Below are 21,237 nucleotides of genomic sequence, written 5' to 3'. Positions count from 1 at the left end.
GCAGCCGAATAGCAGGCGTCAAACATAAGACGGGAAAGTGACGCGGCGCACTCGGGTCAAGGTGGCTTGCTTTGGTCGAGCCATGTCGGTTTTCGGAAAGATGATCTCGCGCCGCGACTGCATGAGGCGGTCGGCCCCCCGGGTCTCAACTCGTCCGGGAACGAAGCTCACATAACATTCCAACCCCCGGTTAGCGGTTGCAGGAACGAGACGATCCCTGATATCTTCCTAGATCACGGAATCGCCGAAGCGGTCCCGTGACTACTGGCGCAGATAGATCGTTGGCGGTGCTAGAGGCCTATCCTATAAGCCATCGAACGTTCGGGGGATGGCGGGATGAAGTGCTAAACATCGGGATCGGTAATGAATTTTCGGCGTCCGGCACCGCGAAGGTGATCAACCTGGATGCCGCTGCGAACACTGCACCCACTGAGGAAGTGATCGAAGCAGTTATCGCCGCGCTCCGTAGCGGCGCGGCCAATCCGGCGAGCGCCCATGAGCTCGGAGACCGTTCGCGCGCGATCCTGACGCGCGCGCGCGATAGTGTGCTGTCGCTGATAACCGGTGCGGAGGAGGAGGGCGTGACCTTCACGTCCGGCTGCACCGAGGCTAACAACACCGTCTTCGCGGGCGTTGCAGCGACTACAGTCATCACCAGCACCGTCGAGCACCCGTCGGTACTCCGAGCGGCCGTGCGCTCCTCGTCGATCGGTGCGACCCTCCATTACCTTCCAGTCGATCGTGCGGGTATCGTAGACCTGGACCGATTTGAAACCTTGGTCACTGGGGCACGGGGGCCGCTTCTCGTTTCGATCCAATACGCGAATAGTGAGACCGGCGTGATCCAGCCGATCAAGGAAATCGCTGCGTTGCTGGCGACACGTCCAATGACCACGTTCCACTCAGATGCCGCGCAGGCATTCGGAAAGCTGGCCATTGATCTTTCTCCGGGCGTCGGTCCAGACTTGGTCACAGTTTCCGGGCACAAGCTGCATGCGCCCATGGGGATAGGAGCGATCGTGGCGGCAGGGCGAGGCGTGTCGCTCGTACCCCTGCTCGTCGGGGGCGATCAGGAAGGCGCGCTCAGAGCCGGCACCGAGGCCGTTCCCCTGATCGCCGGGTTCGGGGCCGCGTGCAACAAGCGTGCTGATGGGCTGAGCAAATCCGTCGACCAAATGAAGGCGCTGCGCGATCGACTGGAAGCCGCACTACGCGCCGCGATCCCTGATGTAAGGCTTGGAGCCGCTGCAGAACGCCTGCCCAACATCTCCAGCGTAAGGTTTCCTGGGATTGACGGGATGTCACTGATCGCACAGCTGGACAGTCGCGGTGTCGCGGCGTCGCAGGGTTCGGCATGTGCCAGCCGGCGGCCAGAACCCTCGCACGTGCTGATCGCGATGGGTCTGTCAGAGAGCGAGGCGTTTGAGACAGTCCGGTTCTCGCTCTCCGTGCTGAGTACAGAAACAGAGATCGACGAGGCGGTGTCGATCATTGCCGGTTCGGTCGAACACCTGAGGAGCGTCGCGTGGACACGAGCTTGATGCGCTTCTCTTATGGCGGGCACGTCACGTTCCCCGTGCGGTACGGCTGGCTGCCAAAAGGCTTGTCGCGCATGCGTCAGGATGGGGCTTTCCATCCCAGTACCGACGTTGGGGACGATCTCGGTCTCGGCTCAAAGATGGTCGAGTCGCTCGGCTTCTGGCTCAAGGCTACCGGCCTGGCGCGCGATGCCGAGGGCGAGGCCCGGACCGGGCGCGTGCCGTCAGAGATCGCGGATCTCGTCATCGCCCACGATCCCTATTGTGAGCTGCCAGGCACCTGGTGGTTCCTTCATCTTGCTCTTGCGACGCGCGAGGGCACGATCTGGTCTTGGTTCTTTAACGACTATTCCGAGCGCATCTTCGATCGCGCGGCCTGCGTGGAAGGTTTCCTCCAGTTTACCCGCACCAGGGCGATGCGACCAGCAAGCGAGGCAATGGCGATCAAGGACGTGGCCTGCCTGCTGAGCGCCTATGCCGCGCGACCGGGGGTTGATGTTGTTGATCCCGACGATGTCGGGGCATGCCCGTTCCGCGAACTGGGTCTCATCATGCGTCATGAACTCGTGCGGCGGTACGAGCGCACTCGGACACCAGTTGGCCTGCCGGCAGAGGCCTTCCTCGCCTGCTCGTCCCTACTGGCCAAGGAAACCGGCAAAGATGCAGTCTCCCTGCGGGAACTTGCGACGCTCCGTTTCGGACCAGGCCGCGTTTTCTGCGCCGGACTTGACGCCGTCGACGAGATGGTTGGCAAGGCATCCAGTGCCATGTGGACAAAGGGAGTCGTCGTCGAGACGCTCGCCGGAGAGCGGTATCTGCGGGCCACGATAAGGCCGATCGAGCATTGGCTTCGCGATTACTACTTCCGCCTTGAGGCGGGAGCATGATTGGCGCTGACTTCTTCCGCTCGCTCAGTCTTATCGAGGATCTGGAGCATCCTGACCGGTTCGGGCACTATCGTCCGACGCGCCGCGCGCTTCCCATCATCACCGCGATAGCCGAACGCGGTTCCACCACGATGGTCATCGCGCCGTATGGCAGCGGGAAGAGCCTGGCTGCCGGTGTCGCGGCGTTGGCGATCCGTAACTCGGCTGACGATCGCCGCGCGCTCGCCGCCGTTTTGGAGCGCACCGATCAAGTCGATCCCACAGTTGGGGGGGCGTTGCGCCACCGCATCTCGACGTCTGTTCAGGGACGCGTCATCGTCCTGTCGGGGATGATCGACGATCCGATCGCCGCGCTCGCGGAGGCGTTTGGAATGGCTCAGCCGCCAAAGAGCTTCGATGGGTTCGGCAAAGCGATGCGCGACGGAGGATGGAATCACGTCGCGATCATATGGGATGAGTTCGGCCGACATCTCGAAGGGCTGGTGGCTGATGGGCGGTCGGGCGAACTAGACGTCGTCCAGCGTCTCGCTGAGCGCGTGGCGCGTGCGTCCGGCCCCACTATGAGCCTCACGCTGCTCCTCCACCAGAACCTCCTCGCATACGCCACACGCCTGAACGAGACCTCGCGTAGCGAGTGGCGCAAGATAGAAGGGCGGTTCCGACCTTTTCGGATGATCGAGGACAGCCAGGAGTTTTACCGACTTATCGCCGACGTCGTCTCGGAAATGCGTCCGCCGAAGATAGCAGGCATCATGGCTCCCGTTACTGCGGCCCTTGCTGACGAGGTAGTCAAGTGGAAGTGGCTCGACGGCATCGAGGACGCAGGTAAGGCGCGTGCGATACTTGACGACGTCAGGCCGTTATCAGCCGGAGCGTTGCAAGTGCTGCCGACGCTGGTCGCCCGGGTCGGGCAAAATGAACGCAGCCTCTTCTCCTTCCTGCGTGAGATCGATCTAACGCGTAAGGTCGACATTGAGGCGGTGTACACGGCGTTCTCGGACGCCATGCGGACCGATGTGGGCATCGGCGGCACCTATCGGCGCTGGATCGAAACCGAGAGCGCGCGGTCGAGGGCGGACACCGCGCTCCAGCGGATGCTCCTCGCGGCTGCCTGCCTTCTGCAGCTTGGAACCAGTGGCGTACGACAGCGCCTTCCACGCGACGTTCTCCAGCTAGCGGTGGCCGAGACAGAACTCCCCACCGCAGAAGTCGCGGACGCGGTCGACGAGCTGCTTGATGCCAAGTTACTGCTCTGGCGCCGGCACACCGACGACGTGGCGGTCTGGCACGGCGCCGACGTCGACGTTGCGATCCGCGTACGCGAGGAACGGGAGCGGCGCTCGAGCGCCTTCGATCTCCGGTCCTTCCTGGAAGACCGCTTTCCCGCGCCTCATCTTCGTGCACCGAGACATAACGCCGAATTCGGCGTGAACCGCTTTCTGATCGGACGCTACGCCTCAGTCGACGAACTAGCGGGGCTGCTTGAAGACGGCGACCGCGCCGAGAACACGATCATTTACGTGCTTGCGGAGGACAAGGCTGACATCGCGGCCGCGCAGAAGCTGGCGAAGAAGTCCAGCATGCAGGCGATCATCGTGGTTCCCGACAGGCCGCTCGCTGCAGAAAGTGCCGCGATAGAGTTGACATCGATCGAGGCACTTCGCGGCGACAAGGAATTTGTGGCTTCGGATCCGATGGTGACGACAGAGATCGACGAACTCCAGTCGGTCGCATTCGAGGAGCTGGCGACACTTCTACGGGGACTACTGGATCCCCGCGCCACCGCTGCGACCTGGTATTCCCTGGGCCAACGCCTGGACATTTCGCCGGAACGGCCAGGCTCTATGGCGGCGTCGCGCCTCTTGAGCCAATGGTTCCACAAGACACCCACAATTGCGAACGAGCAGCTGATGCGCAGCACTGCGTCGCGCACGATGCAGACGGCGCGCGTTCGCGTCGTCGGGTCGATCCTCGAACGCTCCGATCGAGTGCGTTTGGGCTATGAGGAAGGCGATCGTAGCGCGGAAGGGTCGATATACCGCACTGTCATCGAGAACACGGGGCTTCGACCCGCCGGATCAACGCGCTTCGCTGATCCCGACGGAATCACCGATCCAGGCCTACAGGAGGTCTGGTTACGCATCGCCGACTTCTTCCGGGTGCCAACTGGCCGCAACAGCGGCGCGTATCGGAACCTGCACACGTTCGTGTCGACTTTGGCATCGGCACCGATGGGCGTTCCCCTGGCCGTCATCCCGGTACTGATGGCTGCAGGCTTCAAGCACTTCTCCCGCGCGGTGGCGCTCTACGACAACGGCCAGTACGTCGCCGATACGCTAGGCTTCCAGTTCGACAACATGGTATCGAATCCGAACGGGTTCTGCGTGCAGGTCCTAGACCCCACGCCGGAACTTAGTGAGTACCTCGCAGAGATCGCCTATATCTTCGCGCACGAGCGGCCAACGGCGAGCGACGAACTTGTCCGCTTCGCTTATGATGCATTGACGCGTTGGCTACTCACCGTTCCCGACGGGTCGAGACGCTCACAAAAGCTAGGGATGTATTCGAAAGGGTTGCTGCGGACAGTCGGAAGCACCTCTGACCCCGTGAAGCTCCTACTAGAATCCCTGCCCGCAGCACTTGGTGCCAAGCAGCCCTCCCCGACGTTGATCGCGAAGCTTGAAATCGCGAGGAATGAGATCGATCATCTTCGCGACGAATTCGCGCAGGAAGCTGTCGGGGTGATCGCGGAAAGCTTTCGATCCACGTATCTCGGCATGGATCCACTGGAGGCGGTGACAGCATGGGCGGCTTGCTTCGACGCCGGATCGCTCGACCGTCGCGACGACCTCCGCATCGTCGACCGAGCCGTGCTGCGGAAGGCCGTCGAGGCCGTCAACGGCCGCTTCTCACCCAAGTCGCTCGCGAACGCTCTCAGTTCGATTCTCCTCCAGCGCAGCTTAGACAAGTGGGACGATCGCACTTCGGCGCAGTTCAGGTCGGCCCTGCGCGACGCACGGGAGCGGATCGAGGCGGCCGCGCTTGATACCGAGACCCCCACGGTCGCGCTGAGGCCGATCGTACAGGCCCGAGTGGAAGAACTCACTAGAATGCTTGTTAAAATCGACGAGACCGAAGACAGTCAGGTTCGTAGCCTACAGGCAGCGGGGGGGAAAAGATGAGCTTACTAGCCACCAACGTCGACGACGCGGTGAAAGACACCGAGGCGCGACACATCGTGCCTGTCTCTGGCGGCAAGGACTCGTCCGCGCTTGCGGTATACCTTAAGCAACGAAACCCCGAGGTGAATTTCGAATACGTATTCTCCGACACCGGCGTCGAGCTTCCCGAGACGATCAGCTATCTCGACCGACTCGAGAACATCCTCGGCGTCAGGATACATCGCGTCTCAGCGATGGAGATGTTCGACGTGGCGGAGAAGCCAGGGCGCACGGCATTCGACGTGGCGCTATTTGAACACTTCGCCGGTTTCCTTCCCAGCCCACGCGCCAGGTGGTGCACGCGGATAATGAAGATCGCCCCATTTGAGCGCTTCATCGGCGGCGATAGGGCGTACTCCTACATCGGCATCCGCGCGGACGAGAACCGGGCTGGCTACCTCGGGACCGGCACGGCTGGCAGTAAACCCGTCGTAATCTCGGAAAAGCCTAATATCACGCCCGTGTATCCGTACCGCGACGACGCGATTGACATCGCGGAGGTCGGACGGATCCTCGACAGCGCGGGCCTAGGCCTGCCGGATTACTACGAGTGGCGCAGCCGTTCGGGCTGCTACTTCTGTTTCTACCAGCAGATCGGCGAGTGGCAGGGGCTCAAGGAGCGCCACCCGGAACTGTATGAGAAGGCGAAAGCGTACGAGACGATGAAGAAGGGCCGCAAGTATACTTGGGTCGATGGCCGCTCGCTGGATGACGTGGAGAACATGCCACGCCGCGCAGTCCGGTCGAAGGCTGAGGACGGCTGTGCCGTCTGCCATCTCTGATGAACGCGCAGGTCCATAACAGGCTGGTAGACTTCCTCGCGACATACGGGCCCGTGGCCACGTCCGACAGCCTGTGCGACGAGAACGTGCGGCTGGCCGAGGGCGAGTACGGTATCGCCAGCATCAGCACGCCGGCTCCCCGCCTTCAAGACATCGCTGCGGAGCTTGCCGGCGACGGTGCAAGGAACGTCATCCTCACTGGAACGGCCGGGGACGGGAAGACCTACCATATCCGGCGATTCCTCGAGGACCACCACCCAGCCGCGCTGATTGGCTGGCCTGGAGCGGAGGGGGTGCTTCGGATCGCGATGCCTGACGGCAGGGAACTCCGCGTCATCCGCGACCTGAGCGAGATATCGGATAGCGAGAAGGTTGCCGAGCTCGCGAGCTTCGCTAGCGCCCTTCTCGGTGAAGCTGACGAGCGCCTGTATCTGGTGGCCGCGAACGACGGGCAGTTGCTGAAGTACTTCCGCGACGCCGCGCGGTCCGGTGGGCCCGAGGCGGGACGCTATCGCATGCTGCATGAACACATAACCGAAATGCTGCGGGCGGAGAGCGAGACCGCCAATGGCGTATCGCTGCGGCTCATGAACCTCAGCAGGACGTGGAGCAGCGCGACCGTAGACGCCATCTTCGACGCCGTCCTCGACCATCCCGACTGGGATAGCACCTGCTCCGGATGCGCAGTCGCTACGGGCAACAACCCCTGTCCCATTCAGCTGAACCGATCGCTGCTGATGGCTTCCAACGGGGTGCCGTCCTCGTTCCGCCGCAGGCTACGCGAGTCCCTTCGTTTAGCTGCGGCCAACGATCAGCATGTGCCGATTCGGCAGTTGCTCACTCTCGTCGTGAACATCATCCTCGGCGACGCAAAGAACGCCGATCGCCCACTGCTAGACTGCGCTACCGCAAAAAGGCGCGCCGCAGCCTGTGACTATGGCAGCACCAACCCATACAACAACGCGATGGGTCGCAACCTGCGGGATGACCGGCGCCGTGCGAACCGCGTGTTTGGAATCTTCGAGGTCCTCGGCGTCGGGTTTGAGACCAACAACCTGGTGGACGCGATGCTCGTCCAGCGCGAGCCCAAGCAGCTTTACGCTACTCTGTTCGGGCAGGAGCCGACCTACGGCTCGAACCTGTTCGACCCTCTTCGGCGAGAGTATCTCGGTGGGGGTGGTGGCGATGTGGCGATCCGAAACTTCCGCCGCGGCCTCGAGGCGCAGCGCCGACGCGCGTTCTTCCTGTTTCCCGACCACTCGAACTTCGAGGCGGCGACACCTTGGCGCCTCACGATCTTCCATCATGGTGGAGAGTATCTTGGGCTGCTGGACGTCCTCGAGGCCAATGCGGGACGGGACGTCACCGACGCGTTCACCCGTCACCTGGTGCGTGGGCTCAACCGCGCGCTCACGGGCATGATGGCCTCGGACGACAACCACCTTTGGCTGTCCGGCACGATCGGCAAGACGGACGATCCTTCCGGGCGCGTCGCGACGGTCGAGGCCGTCGACCGCACCTCCTCCACCAACCTCTCGGTCAAGCTGTCACGCGATCCAGTCACCCTACGGCCTTCCCTCGGCGTCGCTGTCCCCAAGCTCTGGGAGCAGTCGAAGATGCCGCAGCTGGATCTGCGGCCGCTCCTGTTCGAGTACTTGATGCGCGTGGCGAACGGCAGCTTGCCCGCGAGCTTCTCCCGGCAATGTCATCAGGAGATACGCCACTACGCGCTGGTGGCTACCGCTGCTATCCGCGCGATGCATGTCGACGACGAACCCAGCCCAGAGGTCGTGCGCATGCTGTCGCTCGGTGCCCAGGGCGAAGTTCAGGCCAACAGAATCGAGATCTGATGACAACCCGGAATCAGCTCCTGCAGCTCGCGGAAGGCGCCGTTCGGGTGCCCGAGACCCAGAACCTCTCCAGCGTGAAGCTCTGGTGCGAGTACGCGATCTGGGGCCTGCTGTTCTACGATGACCAATCGCCCTGGCTCACGGTGGTCGAGGCGCTGCACATCTGCTTCCACCGCAAGGGACTGGGTGACCCCGTATTTACGGCCGTCGCCTCCGTTACGTCGGCAGAGCACGAGGCCATCACCTACAGACTGCGGCTTAACAACGAGCTCAGGCACATGCTCTTCCGCGATCGCGAGGTGATCCGCATCGCCAATGGCCAGTCGGTCGATGAGAAGGCGCGCTGGCACGGATGGCTAGAGACAGTCAGCCGAGACTATACCGGCCTGGAGCTCGGGTATCTCCAGGATGAGTTTGACACGTTCGGCGAGATGGCGCGGTCGGTCGAGCTCCTGCGTACCGCTGAGATTGAGGCCCAGTCGGCGAAGCGGTGGACGTCACGGCACATCCTACCGCTCGGCCCCGACATGCTGTTCGCGGACGTCAACGACAAGAATTCGCTCGACCGTAAGTTCATGCGGCGTACGGGCGAGATGCTGTACTTGATGCTTAACCGCGCCTCGCTGCGAGACGAGCTCGGCCATCTGATCGAGACGCGCCTGCTCAACTCTGGAAGCCCCTGGAACCGACTGGCGCGCCGTATCGGGGGACCGACCACGGCATCCGTTGGGGACACGCACATCGGATATCTTCCGATGTCCAGCGCCTCAAGCTACGACCGCCTTGCTGAGGATTGGGTCGCCCTGCTATCGCTGCGGAACATCCCGGTCGAGAACCTGCTCGATCCACTGGAGCGCGTTAGCGGGCTGATGCAGATCCTCTACATCCTGGAACGCGCCCAGGAGACCATCGGCGACAACGTCCCGGTACCGCCGTTCTTCCTTGACCTTCTCGGGGCGACCGGCAACAACCCCATACGCAAGCTTTCCGCCAACCAGTTCAGGCGCCATCGGTCGATGCAGATCGAGGCGATCGGCGCCTTCATCGACGCCTTCGCGGATTCCGACCACTGGAGCGCCGTCCTGGCCAGTGCGGCTGGCGGGAAGGAAGCGATGGACCTCCTCGCCACGCGCTTCCGGTGGAAGCCTAGCCGATCACCCAATCCGGACTGGATGCCGCCCCCCGAGGAACAGCTCGCCGAGCTGCGCACACAGGCACAGAACAGCAAGGGGCATTCGATCACCTCCACCTTCTCGAACCACGCGAAGCACATCGGGATGCTCAGAGCGCAACGCAGCTCGGGCACATGGTATGCGCCTAGCGACGCGTTTCTCGAGGCACTGGTGCTGGCCAACATCACGACACCGATGGAGTTCGGCGACTTTCTCCACCGCTTGATGACGAGATATAATATCGTCATCGGCCCGGAAGAGGTGCGCATAGCCTTCAACGTGAAGACAAGCGCCCTTCCGGCGCCTCTTGCGGATTTGAAGGAAAACGAGCGACGGCTCGAGGACAGGCTCCGCGTGCTCGGCTTTCTTGATCGGAAGTCCGACGACTGCGCCTTCGTCATCAACCCATTCCACAACGCCACGACGACCAGCGGAGCAGCACAACTTGTCTACGCTTGAACTGATCGGGCAGGTCGCGGCACGCCGTCTCTCCGAGGTGCGGGATTCGTCGAACGGCAGGGCGTTCTACTGCATCATCGGAATGGACGCCGCGATTACGAGCGCCATCGCGAAGAGCGTGGCGAAGGACGCCGCCGCGCACGGGGGTGGGGTCGAGGTCTTCGTCCATCCTCAACTCGCGGTCGGCGACGTATCGCCTGCGATCGTCTCCGACCAGACAGCGCCGTGGCACCGGAACCATGCCACCCCGGGAATGAAGCTCACCGTTTGCACCGTTCCGCCGGACATGGTGAAGGCGACCGAGCCCACGCTGGCACACAACTCGAAGATCGATGAGGCGTGGCTACTGCAGAGTTCTGCGATCTGGTCGGCGGAGGCTCTGAAGCATAGTTCTGACGAAATCCGCAATAAGTTCACCAACGTGCTGGAGGGCGTGCTCGGCGCGTTCGTCGCACACGACGCCGAAACCATCGGCAACTTCGTGTCGAGCGTCGTCTTCTACTTAATTGACAAGGGCCTCGCGCCCGAGAACGCCGTCCGCGCAGCGCTGCCCGCACTGCGGCTTCCGCGCGACAGTGGCGATCCGCGTATGAAGATTACGGAATCTCCAGAGACGGCAGCGCGCTTTTTCCGCAAGATCGTCGAAGATGCGCAGCCGGCGATCTACCTGCGCGCGAAGGACGGCGATCCGCTCAACAGGGGCGAGCTGCGCCAGCGCCTGGCGGACATGAAGAGGGATGGTACCCTCAACGACGATGTGCACGACAAGCTGCAGGCACTCGTCGCGGATCGAGGCGTCCATGACGGTCAGTGGACACCGAGCCAGCAAGCGGTTTCCGAAGTCGGATGGGATCGCATTGAGCCGTTCTTCAGCGACGCAAAGCGCAAGCCGAAGCAGTCGTTCGGTGGCGAGACGAAGTCGTTCTTTGATCGGCAGTATCCGGGAACCCTGAAGGCAGCGGAGGACGAGCTGCTCGCGGATCTGGCGAAGGAAAATCTCAAGCCTTCCGAGCTGGTGGATGACTTCTTCGCTAGGCATCGTCCACGGCTGCAAACGGATCCGAAGCTCTACAAGCGGTGGGAGCGAATGGTCTTCCGCGCGCCGATCGAGACGAGAGACCTCGGCGAAGGTATGCTGCGCCTCGCGCATCGCGCCTTCCCTGAGACGGATGACGCCGATGGTGACGATGTCGCACGCGTTCTGTTCATCAGACTCCGGAACGCGGAGAAGATGGACTTCTGGGCATCGGAAAAGAACACGCGCATCCTGCGCTATCTGCGAGACCGCTACCGCGGGCTCCTCCAACTGCTCGCGCCGCACACCGTCCTCGACTTCGGGCGATGCTGGGAGGACGGCTGGGAGCAGAACGTCGCGGAGGAGAACACGAGTAGTGGGAAGGCTGCGACCGAGCTCGAGTTCGAAGCCTTCTTCGTCACCCCCGAAGAGCTCGAGGTCGTCCTGAAGGACAGATCGAGCAAGCCGCACGCCAATCGCGCGCAGATGATCTGGAAGCCGCATGCCGAGGCGCTCGGCCTCTCGCTCTCGATCGACCTGCGTCAGATCCGCCAGCAGGACGCAGCGCAGCCGACCCATCTGATCTCCGGGCGCATCCACCAGAACCGGGCAAGCCGCAGCGCAGCGCCAAGCACAGTGGACCTCGCGCAGCGAAGTTCCGTATCGGACGCGTTTCAGCAGAGTGAAGGCCTGCTCGCAAACCCCGGGCGCGAGGAGAACCGGATCGACGTCACCTGGCCTAGGTCACTCGCTGCCATCGTCGAACAGGGCGTAATCACCTCAGATCAGGGGCAGGAACTTCGTTCCGCATACGACGCGTTCGTGGCATCCTATGGCGCCGCGCTGGATGCACTAGTGCGTGGCACCGGCATCGGGGCCGAGGAGATACTGCTCCAAGCCGAACTCTATGGCGACCTGCTACGAAGCGTCATGACCATCGCGCCGCAGGAGCTATGCATCCGGGACCTTCTCTCGCCGCTGGTGAGCATCGGGCTCATCACCGTCGAGGGCGAGACGCCATCGGCCATCCTGACTGCCTGGCACCCGCTGCGGCTCGCTGAGATTGGCGCCAAGGCCCGCCAGCTGGCCGACGCGATGACCGCAGTCGTGATGAGCGATCCCAAACAGCGGAGCGGGATAGAGGATTTCGTCGGTGACCGGATCGCAACGCTCGGCCGCACCTACTATGGCGACATTGCCTTGTTGCCCGGCCTCGATGCGCAGCTTGTCGCCGAGACCCAAGCGATCATGGGCTATAGTTTGCTCGAGCCGATCTCTGGCGGCACGCAGCACGGTGTTACCAACGAACCTGCAGATGCGGCTATCGCGGCGTTCGACCGCGTTGCCGACGAATACCTCAAGCTTCGGCCACATGAGCGCGCGAACTTCTCGGTGGTGATCCTCAACGCCGATTCCGAGAACCTTCCGCTCGCCATGGCCAACGGGCTGTCGAGGCGCGTCGAGGACGACAGCGAGATCAGATGCGAACTCGTGGTAACTGATGACGACCCCATCAGACTGCGCCAGGTGTACGAGCGGCAGAACCGTCGCATAAGCCACGAGATCGACACCAGCCTCGCCAGCGAGGCCGCGCGTAACTTCCTGTCGCGCCTGCGCGTGGGAATCTTCAGCCCCGAGACGCTCGCGCAGGAAACCCAGAAGGCGAACGACGTCGTCGTCCTGCAGGACGTGATCGCGCGGAGCAGCAAGGTGCGCTGGACGAAGGGGTTCGACGACGGCACCAGTGAGGAAATCGCCACCTTCGTCCCGACGGCCCGCTCGAAGCGGCGTCCGTTTCGGAAGGGGAACACTACTTCCGCATTGTACCTCACTGCGCCGAGGCAACCACTCGCTGGCCGGATATACGTCGACGCGCTACGCACGATCATGATGCGGGACGTGGCGACCAACCCGGAACCCTGGCTGCCCGTCCAGGAAGTCGAATTCAAGGCGGGAGAGGTCAGCCAGATCCTTGCCAAGGCCCACAAGCTCGGCAACTGGGTGATGACCTTCGACCGCGTCGCGGATCGGCGGCTCATCGCCACCGACGAACGCCGCATCATCCGCTACTTCAGTGTGCCGGGATCGACGCACAACGTTATAGTCTCGACCGAGATCACCGAGCGCGAACTCGGCGACTGCATCGACACAGACGTCGGCGTCCTGCTCCAGGGGCTGGACGCAGACACGCTGTCGGCTCTTCGCCACGAGCTGTTCACGCGCGCGGCACAGCTCTCGGGCGGTGTGGTGATGCGTGGCGCGCAGTGGGCGAACTACGCGCACGAACTCCTCGGCCTCGTGCTCTCCCAGCGCGAGCTCGACCGCCTGCTCCGCGTGGATCGCGAGAACAGGACCGCATGGTTCTTCCTTGACGACTACCGCGACTGGCTGGATTTGACCGGCGAGATGGCCGACATCCTCGCAATCGACTTAGCCGTCGGTGCGAACGGACCAGAGATCCGTGTTGTGATCGCCGAGGCCAAGTATGTCGGCCAGGACGGCATCTCCGAACACCGGAAGCGTTCGGCCAGCCAGCTCGAAGCGACGTGGACGGCGCTCAACCACCGCCTGCTCGGCGGTTCGGCCAACCTAGATCCCGCCATATGGCGGCACCGGCTCGCGGACATGGTCCTTGAGCATATGGAACCGTTCGACCAGGTCGGCGGGATCGGACAGGACCGCTGGCTTGAGGGGTTGCGGGAGGGCACGTTCCCTATCTCGGTCGACGGGTATTCGATGGTGTTCAGCCACGAGCTCGACACCGTCTTCGAGCCGATGCCTCATCTACCCGACGAGGCGAAAGTGATTGCGGAACGCCGACGTCTAGCTCAGTGGGTGTTCTCCAGAGCAGAGACGGCTGAGGCTCTTCGCGGCCTCGCCGACGACACGCTGCCCGCAATGATTCACGTACCTGCCGGCTGGCCTCAGCCGAACGCGGGAGCCGAAGCTGGCGAATCGAAGGTGGCTTCGACGCCGCAAGGTAACTCGAGCCGTGGTCGAAATAGGCCGTCGGACGACGCACCGCCGCCGCCAACGCCCGAACCGGAACCCAACAAGCCTTCGCCGACGAGCGGTGCAGCGTCCGCAGGGCCGGACGATGTCAAAGTCGCGGACGAGCCGCCCGCCGCCGCTGGCCCCTGGAGCCCGCAGATCATGAAAGTCCTTCACCGCCTGCGCAACACTGGCGACGAGGCGGAGGGCCGCACCTGGCTGACTGGGCAGATCGACGCGTTGCGGGCGGCACTGCAGGCGGAGGGTATGGACGCACCAGTCATGGGTCAGCGGCTCACTCCAAATACCGGCCTCGTGTACGTGGGTGGCCGTACCCTGACGGTGGCCTGGCTTGAGCGGAAGCGCACAGATCTGCTCACGCGCTACGGCCTCGACATCGTCCGCATATCGCCTATGCCGGGTCAGATCGCCATTGGGCTGCGCCGGCCAGCACGCGCGATTCTGCACCTTGCCGATGCTTGGCTTAAGCGCGCGGCAGATCCGGTCGACGGTCAACGCACCTCGCCGCTGCTCGGTGAGAAGGAGGATGACGGCACCCTCTGCTACCTGCCGCTGGCCAGCTCCTATATCGCGCAGGAACGTGCGGCACCCCACAGCCTAATCTCGGGCACAACTGGGAGCGGCAAGGGTATCCTCGTCACTAACCTGATGCTCGATCTGTGTGCGCTCAACAGCCCGGGCGAGCTGGAGATGCACCTGATCGATCCCAAGCGCGGCGTCGACTACGCTTGGGCCCGTCGCCTGCCGCACCTCAAGGGCGGAATCATCGACGACCAAGAGGAGGCGATGGGACTCCTCGAGCGGCTGGTCGGCGACATGGACCGGCGGTACGACGAGATCAGCCGGGAGAACTGCCGGAACATTGATCAGTACAACCGCAAGATGCCTCCCGGCCGGCGGATGCCCCGCATAGTAATATTCTTCGACGAAGTCGCCAACTGGATGCAGGACGACGATTTCAAGAAGGTGGTCGATGGCCTAATTAACAAAATCGCGACCAAGTCCCGTGCCGCCGGTTTCCATCTCTTCATGGTATATCAGCGGGCCGACAACCACGTCATGACTATGCAGCTGAGGACGAACCTTGGCAATAAGATGATCCTACGCCTAGGCGACGAGGGAAGTTCGCGGATCGCCCTTGGCGAGGCGGGTGCTGAGCGCTTGCTCGGCAAGGGGCATCTGATCGCCAAGCTCGACACCGACGACAAGATCTATCTGCAGGTTCCGTTTATCGGCGACGACGAGGTTGAGGAGCTGGCCGACGCCGTAATCGCGACGTGGCTGGAGGCGCGCCAGGAAGCGGGGAGGTAGATGGTGCTCGGAAAGTTCGTCCGTGGCGCGCTGTACGTCCACCGCGAGGCGATCGACGGTCTGGCGGAAGAAACGCGAGCGAAGGTCGACCAAGCGGTTGCGGCAGCATGTCCGCCACGGTGGAATGTTGCCCGGGTCGAAAGGGATGTCGTCGGACTGCTCGAGTACGAGGACTTCGACATCGCCGCATTCCCGTGTCTGATCGCTTCGACGCGGGTGGACCTTGCAACAGGCCGGCACACTCGGACAGACTTCAGCCGATCTAACAATCCGCTGGTCCTCCATCGCAAGGAGCAGTTGCTGATGCCGCACGATCCGCGGGTGGCCCGGTGGACCGAGAGGACTCGGAAACTCGTGGCGAAGGGCATGTTCAAGGACAGCCATGCCATCGGGCGACGCAAGGCGTGGACCGAGCGGCTCGCTAAGGCGGGCCTCGCCGTCGTCGGCGATGAGGTGGTGCCCGCATGACCAGCGCGACCGTCCATCGTCATCGCACCGCGATGGTACGGCACACGTTGTCGCAGCCTATGTCCCTCGCCGTGCGGCACGGCCTCATCCGGCCAGGGGTCACGGTGTTCGACTATGGGTGCGGGCAGGGCGACGACCTTCGGGCGCTCGCGGTAGCGGGCGTGGAGGCCACCGGATGGGATCCCCACTTCGCGCCCGACATAAGCCTGCAGGATGCCGAGATCGTCAACCTCGGCTTCGTCCTGAACGTAATCGAGGATCCGGCCGAGCGGGTGGTCGCCCTCAAAGCGGCGTGGGAGCTCGCTCGCCGCGTATTGCTCGTCTCGGTTCTGATCGTCGGCGCGGTACCCGTAGACGGCCTACGGCGATTCGGGGACGGCTACCTGACCGCCCGCGGCACCTTCCAGAAGTACTTTCAGCAGTCTGAATTCAAGGTGGTGCTGACCCAAACCGCCGGTGTCGAGCCGATCGCCCTGGCGCCTGGCATCTTCGCGCTGTTCCGCTCGCCTGAGGACGAGCAGGACTTCCTGCTCGAACGACGGCGTGGGCGGCGGGCATCCACGAGCAAGTACCGGACCGACCGTCGGGCAAAAGTGTTAAGCGCCAAACCCCATCTTGCCGATAGGATCGCGAATGCGATCGACGCGATCGCCAAGTTCGCGCTGCAGCGCGGGCGGCTGCCCCATCCCGACGAAGTGCCGTCCGATGTGCATGATCTGCTTGCGGCGGAGCGCGTCTCATTCGCGAGAGCGCAAGACGTCAGCCAGGGTACTCGCATCGACGAGAGGCTGTTCGAGCGGGCGGCAGCCGACCGCCGTGAGGACTTGCTGGTCCACCAGGCGCTGAATCTCCTTAACCGCTCACGCTCGGCCTACCGTCCTAGCCCGTCGATGGTGCGGGACATCCGCCATCACTTCGGCAGTCAGCAGCAATTTGCCGAGCAGACGCTCGAATACCTTCATGCTCTTGCGGATCCACAGCGGACCGCAGCCGCCATGCGCCGCGCCGCTGATAACGGCCTCGGGGCGATCGACGAGGATGGTCGCCTGGTTATCAACAGCCGACGCGTCGTCGACCTGGAGGGTGTGCTCAGGTGCTACGTCGGGTGCGCGGTGCACCTTTCGGGTGACATTGACCACGAGCATATCGTCCGGCTAGACCCATTGCGCCGTCGCACGACACTCTTTTCTCTCACGGCCAAGCGCCAGCCGTTTCCGGAGACGAGCACGTCGATCATGATCGACCTGAAGCGGCAGGACGTGATCATCCGCGACGACCCCCGCGTCTTGGTCCGCAAGGCGGACGTCTTCGGGATGGCCTCTCTGTCGCGGCAGCGGTCGGCCGAAGCGGATCGTCGCAAATCGGGCGGTTACGACGAAGATCGAGTGCTAGTCCGAATGTGACTGCGGGGCGCCTTACTGTGCAAAGTTGCGCTATTACCACCACAGTCTGCGACACTTCTCCCACGTGCGCGCTAAGCCCCTCGCACACGAGTGTCATAGAAGCAGGCCGTACTACCAAATATCCTGGGCATTGTCCGTTTCTAACCGGCCGAGCCTAAGAAGGTCGGCAGCTATTTCTTCGCCGTCACGGCAGGGTATACCCCGGCGTGACGTAACAAACCCGGCGACAGGTCAGCGTAACATTTGGGTTGACAGCGGCTGTTTGTGACAAGGTAGCCTCGGGACCTAAACCCTGAGGTGACGCCCATAGCCGGACCGGTTATGCCCGCGCAAGCGACCTACATAACTCTATTTTTATCGTGGACCGTACCGGACGCCCTGCGTTGAGGTGCTTAACCTCGCGATAGAGATCGCCCAGTGTCTTAAGACCGCTCGTTGTCCCGCCGACGATCGGTAATAGCGAGGTTCATTGCCTCGATCCGTCCGAATAGATTGCGATTCATGTAGTGACTGATTAGATGCTCGCCATTGTCGGGCGCGAAGGCAAACACATTCCTGAATATGCGCTGCACAGACAGATCATCCCCCAAGTCGTCAATAATCGAGACAATTTGGTCGGAAGGACACTGGCCATCAACATATTGGCGGCCATTGCTTTGTTTTTGTCTTCGTTCGACGCCTCAGATCTAAGCCATGCGACCAACAGCACCACTATGATGCTCAGCGCGAGCAGGCAGAAAACAAAAACCGCCGTTACGGCATTGGCTTTATCTTGCAACGATCTGTCGTAGGCCGAGCTCATCGCCGACGCGAAAATTGGCGTCTCGAGGGGCATTTTCAGAGGCCGGATCAGTCTAGACGACCACACCCTGCCCTTCATCCATCGCAGTCCGGACTCACGACGGTGCCCTGTCCGTTGCTACGGGGCGGCCTGGAAAATCGTTCCCTGTCCGTAGCCGATCGATAGCACATTTTGATAGCCCGCAACCGAAACCAACCCGATCAGCGAGAGAGCGGCCAGACAGTTGAGTATATTCTTGCTCATGATATGCCTCCGTCATGCTTGCCGATTTTTTGGCAAATTCTTCTTTGATGGGGAACCAAACGTTTTCATAAAAGGTCATGGCGACCGGCCCGACGCGAATATCGAACTCTTTGCCTTTCGTGACGGTCACCAAACCGAGCCGCGCCAGACGAGCCAGCTTGGCTTTCGCGTGGGACTGAGGGCACCCCGGGTGAGACGGTCATGCTCCTTCAGGCCAGCCGCTGTGACGATGGCGGTCGTGCGGCCAGGCACAGGCGCTCTATTCGTCGGCGTCGGCATCACTCTCGCCGGGGCCCGAAAACCCCGGCATGATTTCGCCCGCCAGAAGCTTTTCCTTCGACAGCAGCCCCGCATCCTCGAGAGCCTCGAAGTCGGGAAGGTCGCGCAAGGTTTCAAGCCCGAATTCCAGCAGGAACTGTTTCGTCGTCACATAGGTATAGGGCGCGCCGGGCGTCGGGCTTCGGGGGCCTGAGGCGATCAGGCCGAAGGAGCGCAAATTGCCGATCAGGTCGCGGCTGATCTCCTTGCCGAAGAATGACGAGAGTTCGGCGCGCGTGATCGGCTGAAACAAGGCAATGCACATCAAGACCAGCACTTCGGATTGCGTGAGGTCGACGGCGCGTTCGTTAGAGCCTACGGCGCTACGGATGGCGTCGGCATAGGCCGGCCGCGTCAGGTGCTTCCAGCCGTTGGCGACCGCGACCAGATCGTAGGGCCGGCCCCGCAGCTCCTCGCGGATGTCGTCGATCAAAAGGTCGATGCTGCAGGTCTTGCCGACGATGCGGGTAAGCACCTCGCGGCTGACCGGTTCGCTGGCAGCGAAGATGGTTGCTTCGACGCGGTTCATCCATTCGCGCCAACGTACTTCTGGCGGCAGGTGATCCAGTTCGCGGTCGAACAGGTGGTCATCTGGCCGCTCCTTCGCCCTTCTCCCCCTCGCCTGCTCCATGGTCTCACAGCCCGTAGATGCGGAAGGTCGGACGGCCGGACAGCTCGCGCACGGCGCCAAGTTCGATCAGCCGGTCGAACAGGCGGCGCAGGCCGCGGTCGCTCATGCCCGCGATCTTTTCGGATGCGACGATCGCGTCGTCGGACAGCAGCTTTTCGACGACGTTGTCCGCCCCTTTCGCCCGCAGTTTTGGGGCGACAGCCAGCAGGCGGTCGGCGCGGCGGCCGAGCTCGGCCGCAAGATCCATCGCCTGCAGCGCCGCCTGCGCATAAGCCGCCCAAATGCGTTGCCGGGACGCCTGCCCGGATTGCCGTTCGGCATGTGGTAACCGACGACCGCCCGCCACCGGGTGCAAGCCGGACAGGGGCACCGCATGCGCCCACCCTAGCCGGTCGGCCAGAACAGCGTCGGCAAGCCACGGTCCAAGCTCACGCGCGGCGCGACTGTCATGACGCTCGAGCACGGCGATCGCGGCGATCGCGCCAGCGACTGCATTACCGACCGCGCCAGCTATCGCCTGGATTTCGTCACCGATTTGGCCGGCCGCCGCCTCGTCAAGCGCGCTCCCCAGATCCGCCGCGACATCGACTAACACCGCCTCGCTGACCAACGTCGCGACCGGACGCGATGCCAGCGTTCGCCAGGCAAGCAGCATACGGCCGGCGGGTCCAACGTCGTCGCCGGGACGGGTGAGCACCAGCGCGTCGCGCAGCGCCGCCTCGTCCTCGACCCGGCCGGCGCGTTTGGCCTTTGCCGCCGCTGCCGCGAGTGCCAGCCGCCGCCGCCAGGCGCCGGCCCATCGCTCCTGCCGGCGCACCACCGCGTCGAGGGCGGTCAGCGCCGCGGCCGCGGCAAATGCAGTGTCTTCAATCGAGTCCGGACCGGCCGCCGCGGCGCGCAGCCAGGTCGGCACGGGAGTGGCCAGCGCAGCCGGGGCTGCACAGGTGACGACCACAGGTCCATGGCGAAGCAGTTTCGGGCGCAGAATCATCGTCGACAGCATGAATCATCGCGGCGCTTCTGGCAACGAAAATGGCCGAAAGCCGCCGTGCCCGTCGACAGTTAAAAACGAACGATAAACCGTAGCCTTTCGTTTTGATCTTTTTAGAGGAGATGCTCTCTCTCGTCGATCAAAACCCGGAAATACGCGTTGGGCAAGAGCAAGCATACCGCGACGGCAACAAACACGCCGCTCCGCCTCAGAAGAGGCGGTGCTGCCGGATGATCTGACCGCCATGCTGGGACGCTCGACGCGGCGTGAGCTTCGATACTTCCTTGCAAAATAGGAGTCGCACTCCACAATTGCTAGGATAATTGGGCGCCGCGCCACGACCGAACTTACGGAATCGCTGGCCGCCGTGGCGCGCGGACCGCGTCAGGTTTAACAAGACCACACCTAGCGCTGGAAATAGCCGGAGGGCGTCCTTCCATCTGTCTCGACCTCGAATCCGACGCCGACCACCCTATCTCGAAATCAGATCGACTGTCTCGACGTTGGCACCGTCAAACCGATCCACGCCCGCTCACCGTCAAGCCGCAAGCGCTTTGACCGCGGCCGGCATCTGGCATCATCGGGATTGGACGGTGGTGTACGGGTGATCGGCAGGGCGCGGACGACCGGGGAGCCGTCCTCCTACATGGTAACCAGCGCTAGCACCAGCATGGCCGTGTGGCGGCATCCTCGCGCTCCTCGCGGTGTTGCCAATGCCAGAGATACGAATAGCGGAAGACGTGACCGACCTTGATTTCAGCCGGCAGCATTTTTTGCTGTCAGACCTTTGCCGGAGGAAGCTCGCCGTTGAGATGGTCAAGGCCCGGCTCCATTTCGACGGCTTCGACAGCGGCGATTTCGTCGGCGCTGAGTTCCGCGGTCAGATCGACCCGGCGGTCGCGCTTCGACAGCCGGACAAAATCTTCGTAAGCCAGCAGCACGGTGCGAGGCCGGCCGTTCTTGGTGATGATGACAGGGTCGCGGACCGCGGCATCCTGATAGGCGCCGAAGTTTTTCGAGACGGCGGCGGCGGTGACGGTGGTGCTCATCGGCTGAACTCTCTTCTTCCGGAAGATACGGGTTTTCCGTTCCACAGGTATCAGCCGGCCATCGTAATTCGCGCTTGAGCTGGGC

General features: G+C 62.9%; 14 protein-coding genes. 10 read left to right on the top strand and 4 right to left on the bottom strand.

The window, feature by feature from the left end; all coding sequences use genetic code 11:
* Positions 1-257 precede the first annotated feature (257 nt).
* From NKH70_RS30620 to NKH70_RS30575, 10 genes are all read left to right on the top strand, one after another.
* A complete protein-coding gene (locus NKH70_RS30620) occupies positions 258-1,541 on the top strand; it encodes a cysteine desulfurase family protein (RefSeq protein WP_353027043.1) in 1,284 nt (427 codons plus the stop codon).
* Entirely contained in the window at positions 1,526-2,425 is a 900-nt protein-coding gene (locus NKH70_RS30615; RefSeq protein WP_353027041.1) for a DUF4007 family protein, read from the top strand. Before NKH70_RS30620 ends, NKH70_RS30615 begins: the two co-directional genes overlap by 16 nt.
* On the top strand, positions 2,422-5,607 hold the full coding sequence (locus NKH70_RS30610; RefSeq protein WP_353027039.1) for a hypothetical protein: 3,186 nt from the start codon (positions 2,422-2,424) through the stop codon (positions 5,605-5,607). Before NKH70_RS30615 ends, NKH70_RS30610 begins: the two co-directional genes overlap by 4 nt.
* On the top strand, positions 5,604-6,428 hold the full coding sequence (locus NKH70_RS30605; protein WP_352631259.1) for a phosphoadenosine phosphosulfate reductase family protein: 825 nt from the start codon (positions 5,604-5,606) through the stop codon (positions 6,426-6,428). Before NKH70_RS30610 ends, NKH70_RS30605 begins: the two co-directional genes overlap by 4 nt.
* Positions 6,428-8,278, top strand: a complete 1,851-nt coding sequence (locus NKH70_RS30600; protein ID WP_353027037.1) for a hypothetical protein — start codon at positions 6,428-6,430, stop codon at positions 8,276-8,278. Before NKH70_RS30605 ends, NKH70_RS30600 begins: the two co-directional genes overlap by 1 nt.
* Positions 8,278-9,909, top strand: coding sequence for a hypothetical protein (locus NKH70_RS30595; RefSeq protein WP_353027035.1), 1,632 nt, complete (start codon positions 8,278-8,280; stop codon positions 9,907-9,909). The genes NKH70_RS30600 and NKH70_RS30595 overlap by 1 nt, the downstream gene beginning before the upstream one ends.
* Entirely contained in the window at positions 9,896-15,247 is a 5,352-nt protein-coding gene (locus tag NKH70_RS30590; RefSeq protein ID WP_353027033.1) for an FtsK/SpoIIIE domain-containing protein, read from the top strand. The genes NKH70_RS30595 and NKH70_RS30590 overlap by 14 nt, the downstream gene beginning before the upstream one ends.
* A complete protein-coding gene (locus NKH70_RS30585) occupies positions 15,248-15,715 on the top strand; it encodes a class I SAM-dependent methyltransferase (RefSeq protein WP_353027031.1) in 468 nt (155 codons plus the stop codon).
* On the top strand, positions 15,712-17,118 hold the full coding sequence (locus tag NKH70_RS30580; protein ID WP_353027029.1) for a DNA phosphorothioation-associated putative methyltransferase: 1,407 nt from the start codon (positions 15,712-15,714) through the stop codon (positions 17,116-17,118). The genes NKH70_RS30585 and NKH70_RS30580 overlap by 4 nt, the downstream gene beginning before the upstream one ends.
* A gap of 518 nt (positions 17,119-17,636) precedes the next feature.
* Positions 17,637-17,909 (top strand): hypothetical protein, encoded by a 273-nt coding sequence (locus NKH70_RS30575; protein WP_353027027.1) that lies wholly within the window; start codon positions 17,637-17,639, stop codon positions 17,907-17,909.
* 128 nt (positions 17,910-18,037) lie between these two features.
* Here the strand turns inward: NKH70_RS30575 and NKH70_RS30570 are convergent, their stop codons facing one another.
* The 4 genes from NKH70_RS30570 to NKH70_RS30555 all read right to left on the bottom strand — a co-directional run bounded on the left by NKH70_RS30570 (position 18,038) and on the right by NKH70_RS30555 (position 21,152).
* The gene (locus NKH70_RS30570; protein ID WP_353027025.1) at positions 18,038-18,163 is read right to left on the bottom strand and encodes a hypothetical protein; all 126 of its coding nucleotides are present in this window, start codon (positions 18,161-18,163) and stop codon (positions 18,038-18,040) included.
* Between the two features lie 259 nt (positions 18,164-18,422).
* The gene (gene scpB, locus NKH70_RS30565; protein WP_353027023.1) at positions 18,423-19,112 is read right to left on the bottom strand and encodes an SMC-Scp complex subunit ScpB; all 690 of its coding nucleotides are present in this window, start codon (positions 19,110-19,112) and stop codon (positions 18,423-18,425) included.
* Positions 19,113-19,116: 4 nt separating this feature from the next.
* On the bottom strand, positions 19,117-20,115 hold the full coding sequence (locus tag NKH70_RS30560; RefSeq protein ID WP_353027021.1) for a DUF1403 family protein: 999 nt from the start codon (positions 20,113-20,115) through the stop codon (positions 19,117-19,119).
* A gap of 767 nt (positions 20,116-20,882) precedes the next feature.
* Positions 20,883-21,152, bottom strand: a complete 270-nt coding sequence (locus tag NKH70_RS30555) for a type II toxin-antitoxin system Phd/YefM family antitoxin (protein WP_353027019.1) — start codon at positions 21,150-21,152, stop codon at positions 20,883-20,885.
* Positions 21,153-21,237: the final 85 nt, after the last annotated feature.

Origin of the sequence: Mesorhizobium sp. M0991 (assembly GCF_040318915.1) — a bacterium.
Classification (GTDB): domain Bacteria; phylum Pseudomonadota; class Alphaproteobacteria; order Rhizobiales; family Rhizobiaceae; genus Mesorhizobium.
This window is presented reverse-complemented; position numbering and strand designations above follow the sequence as displayed.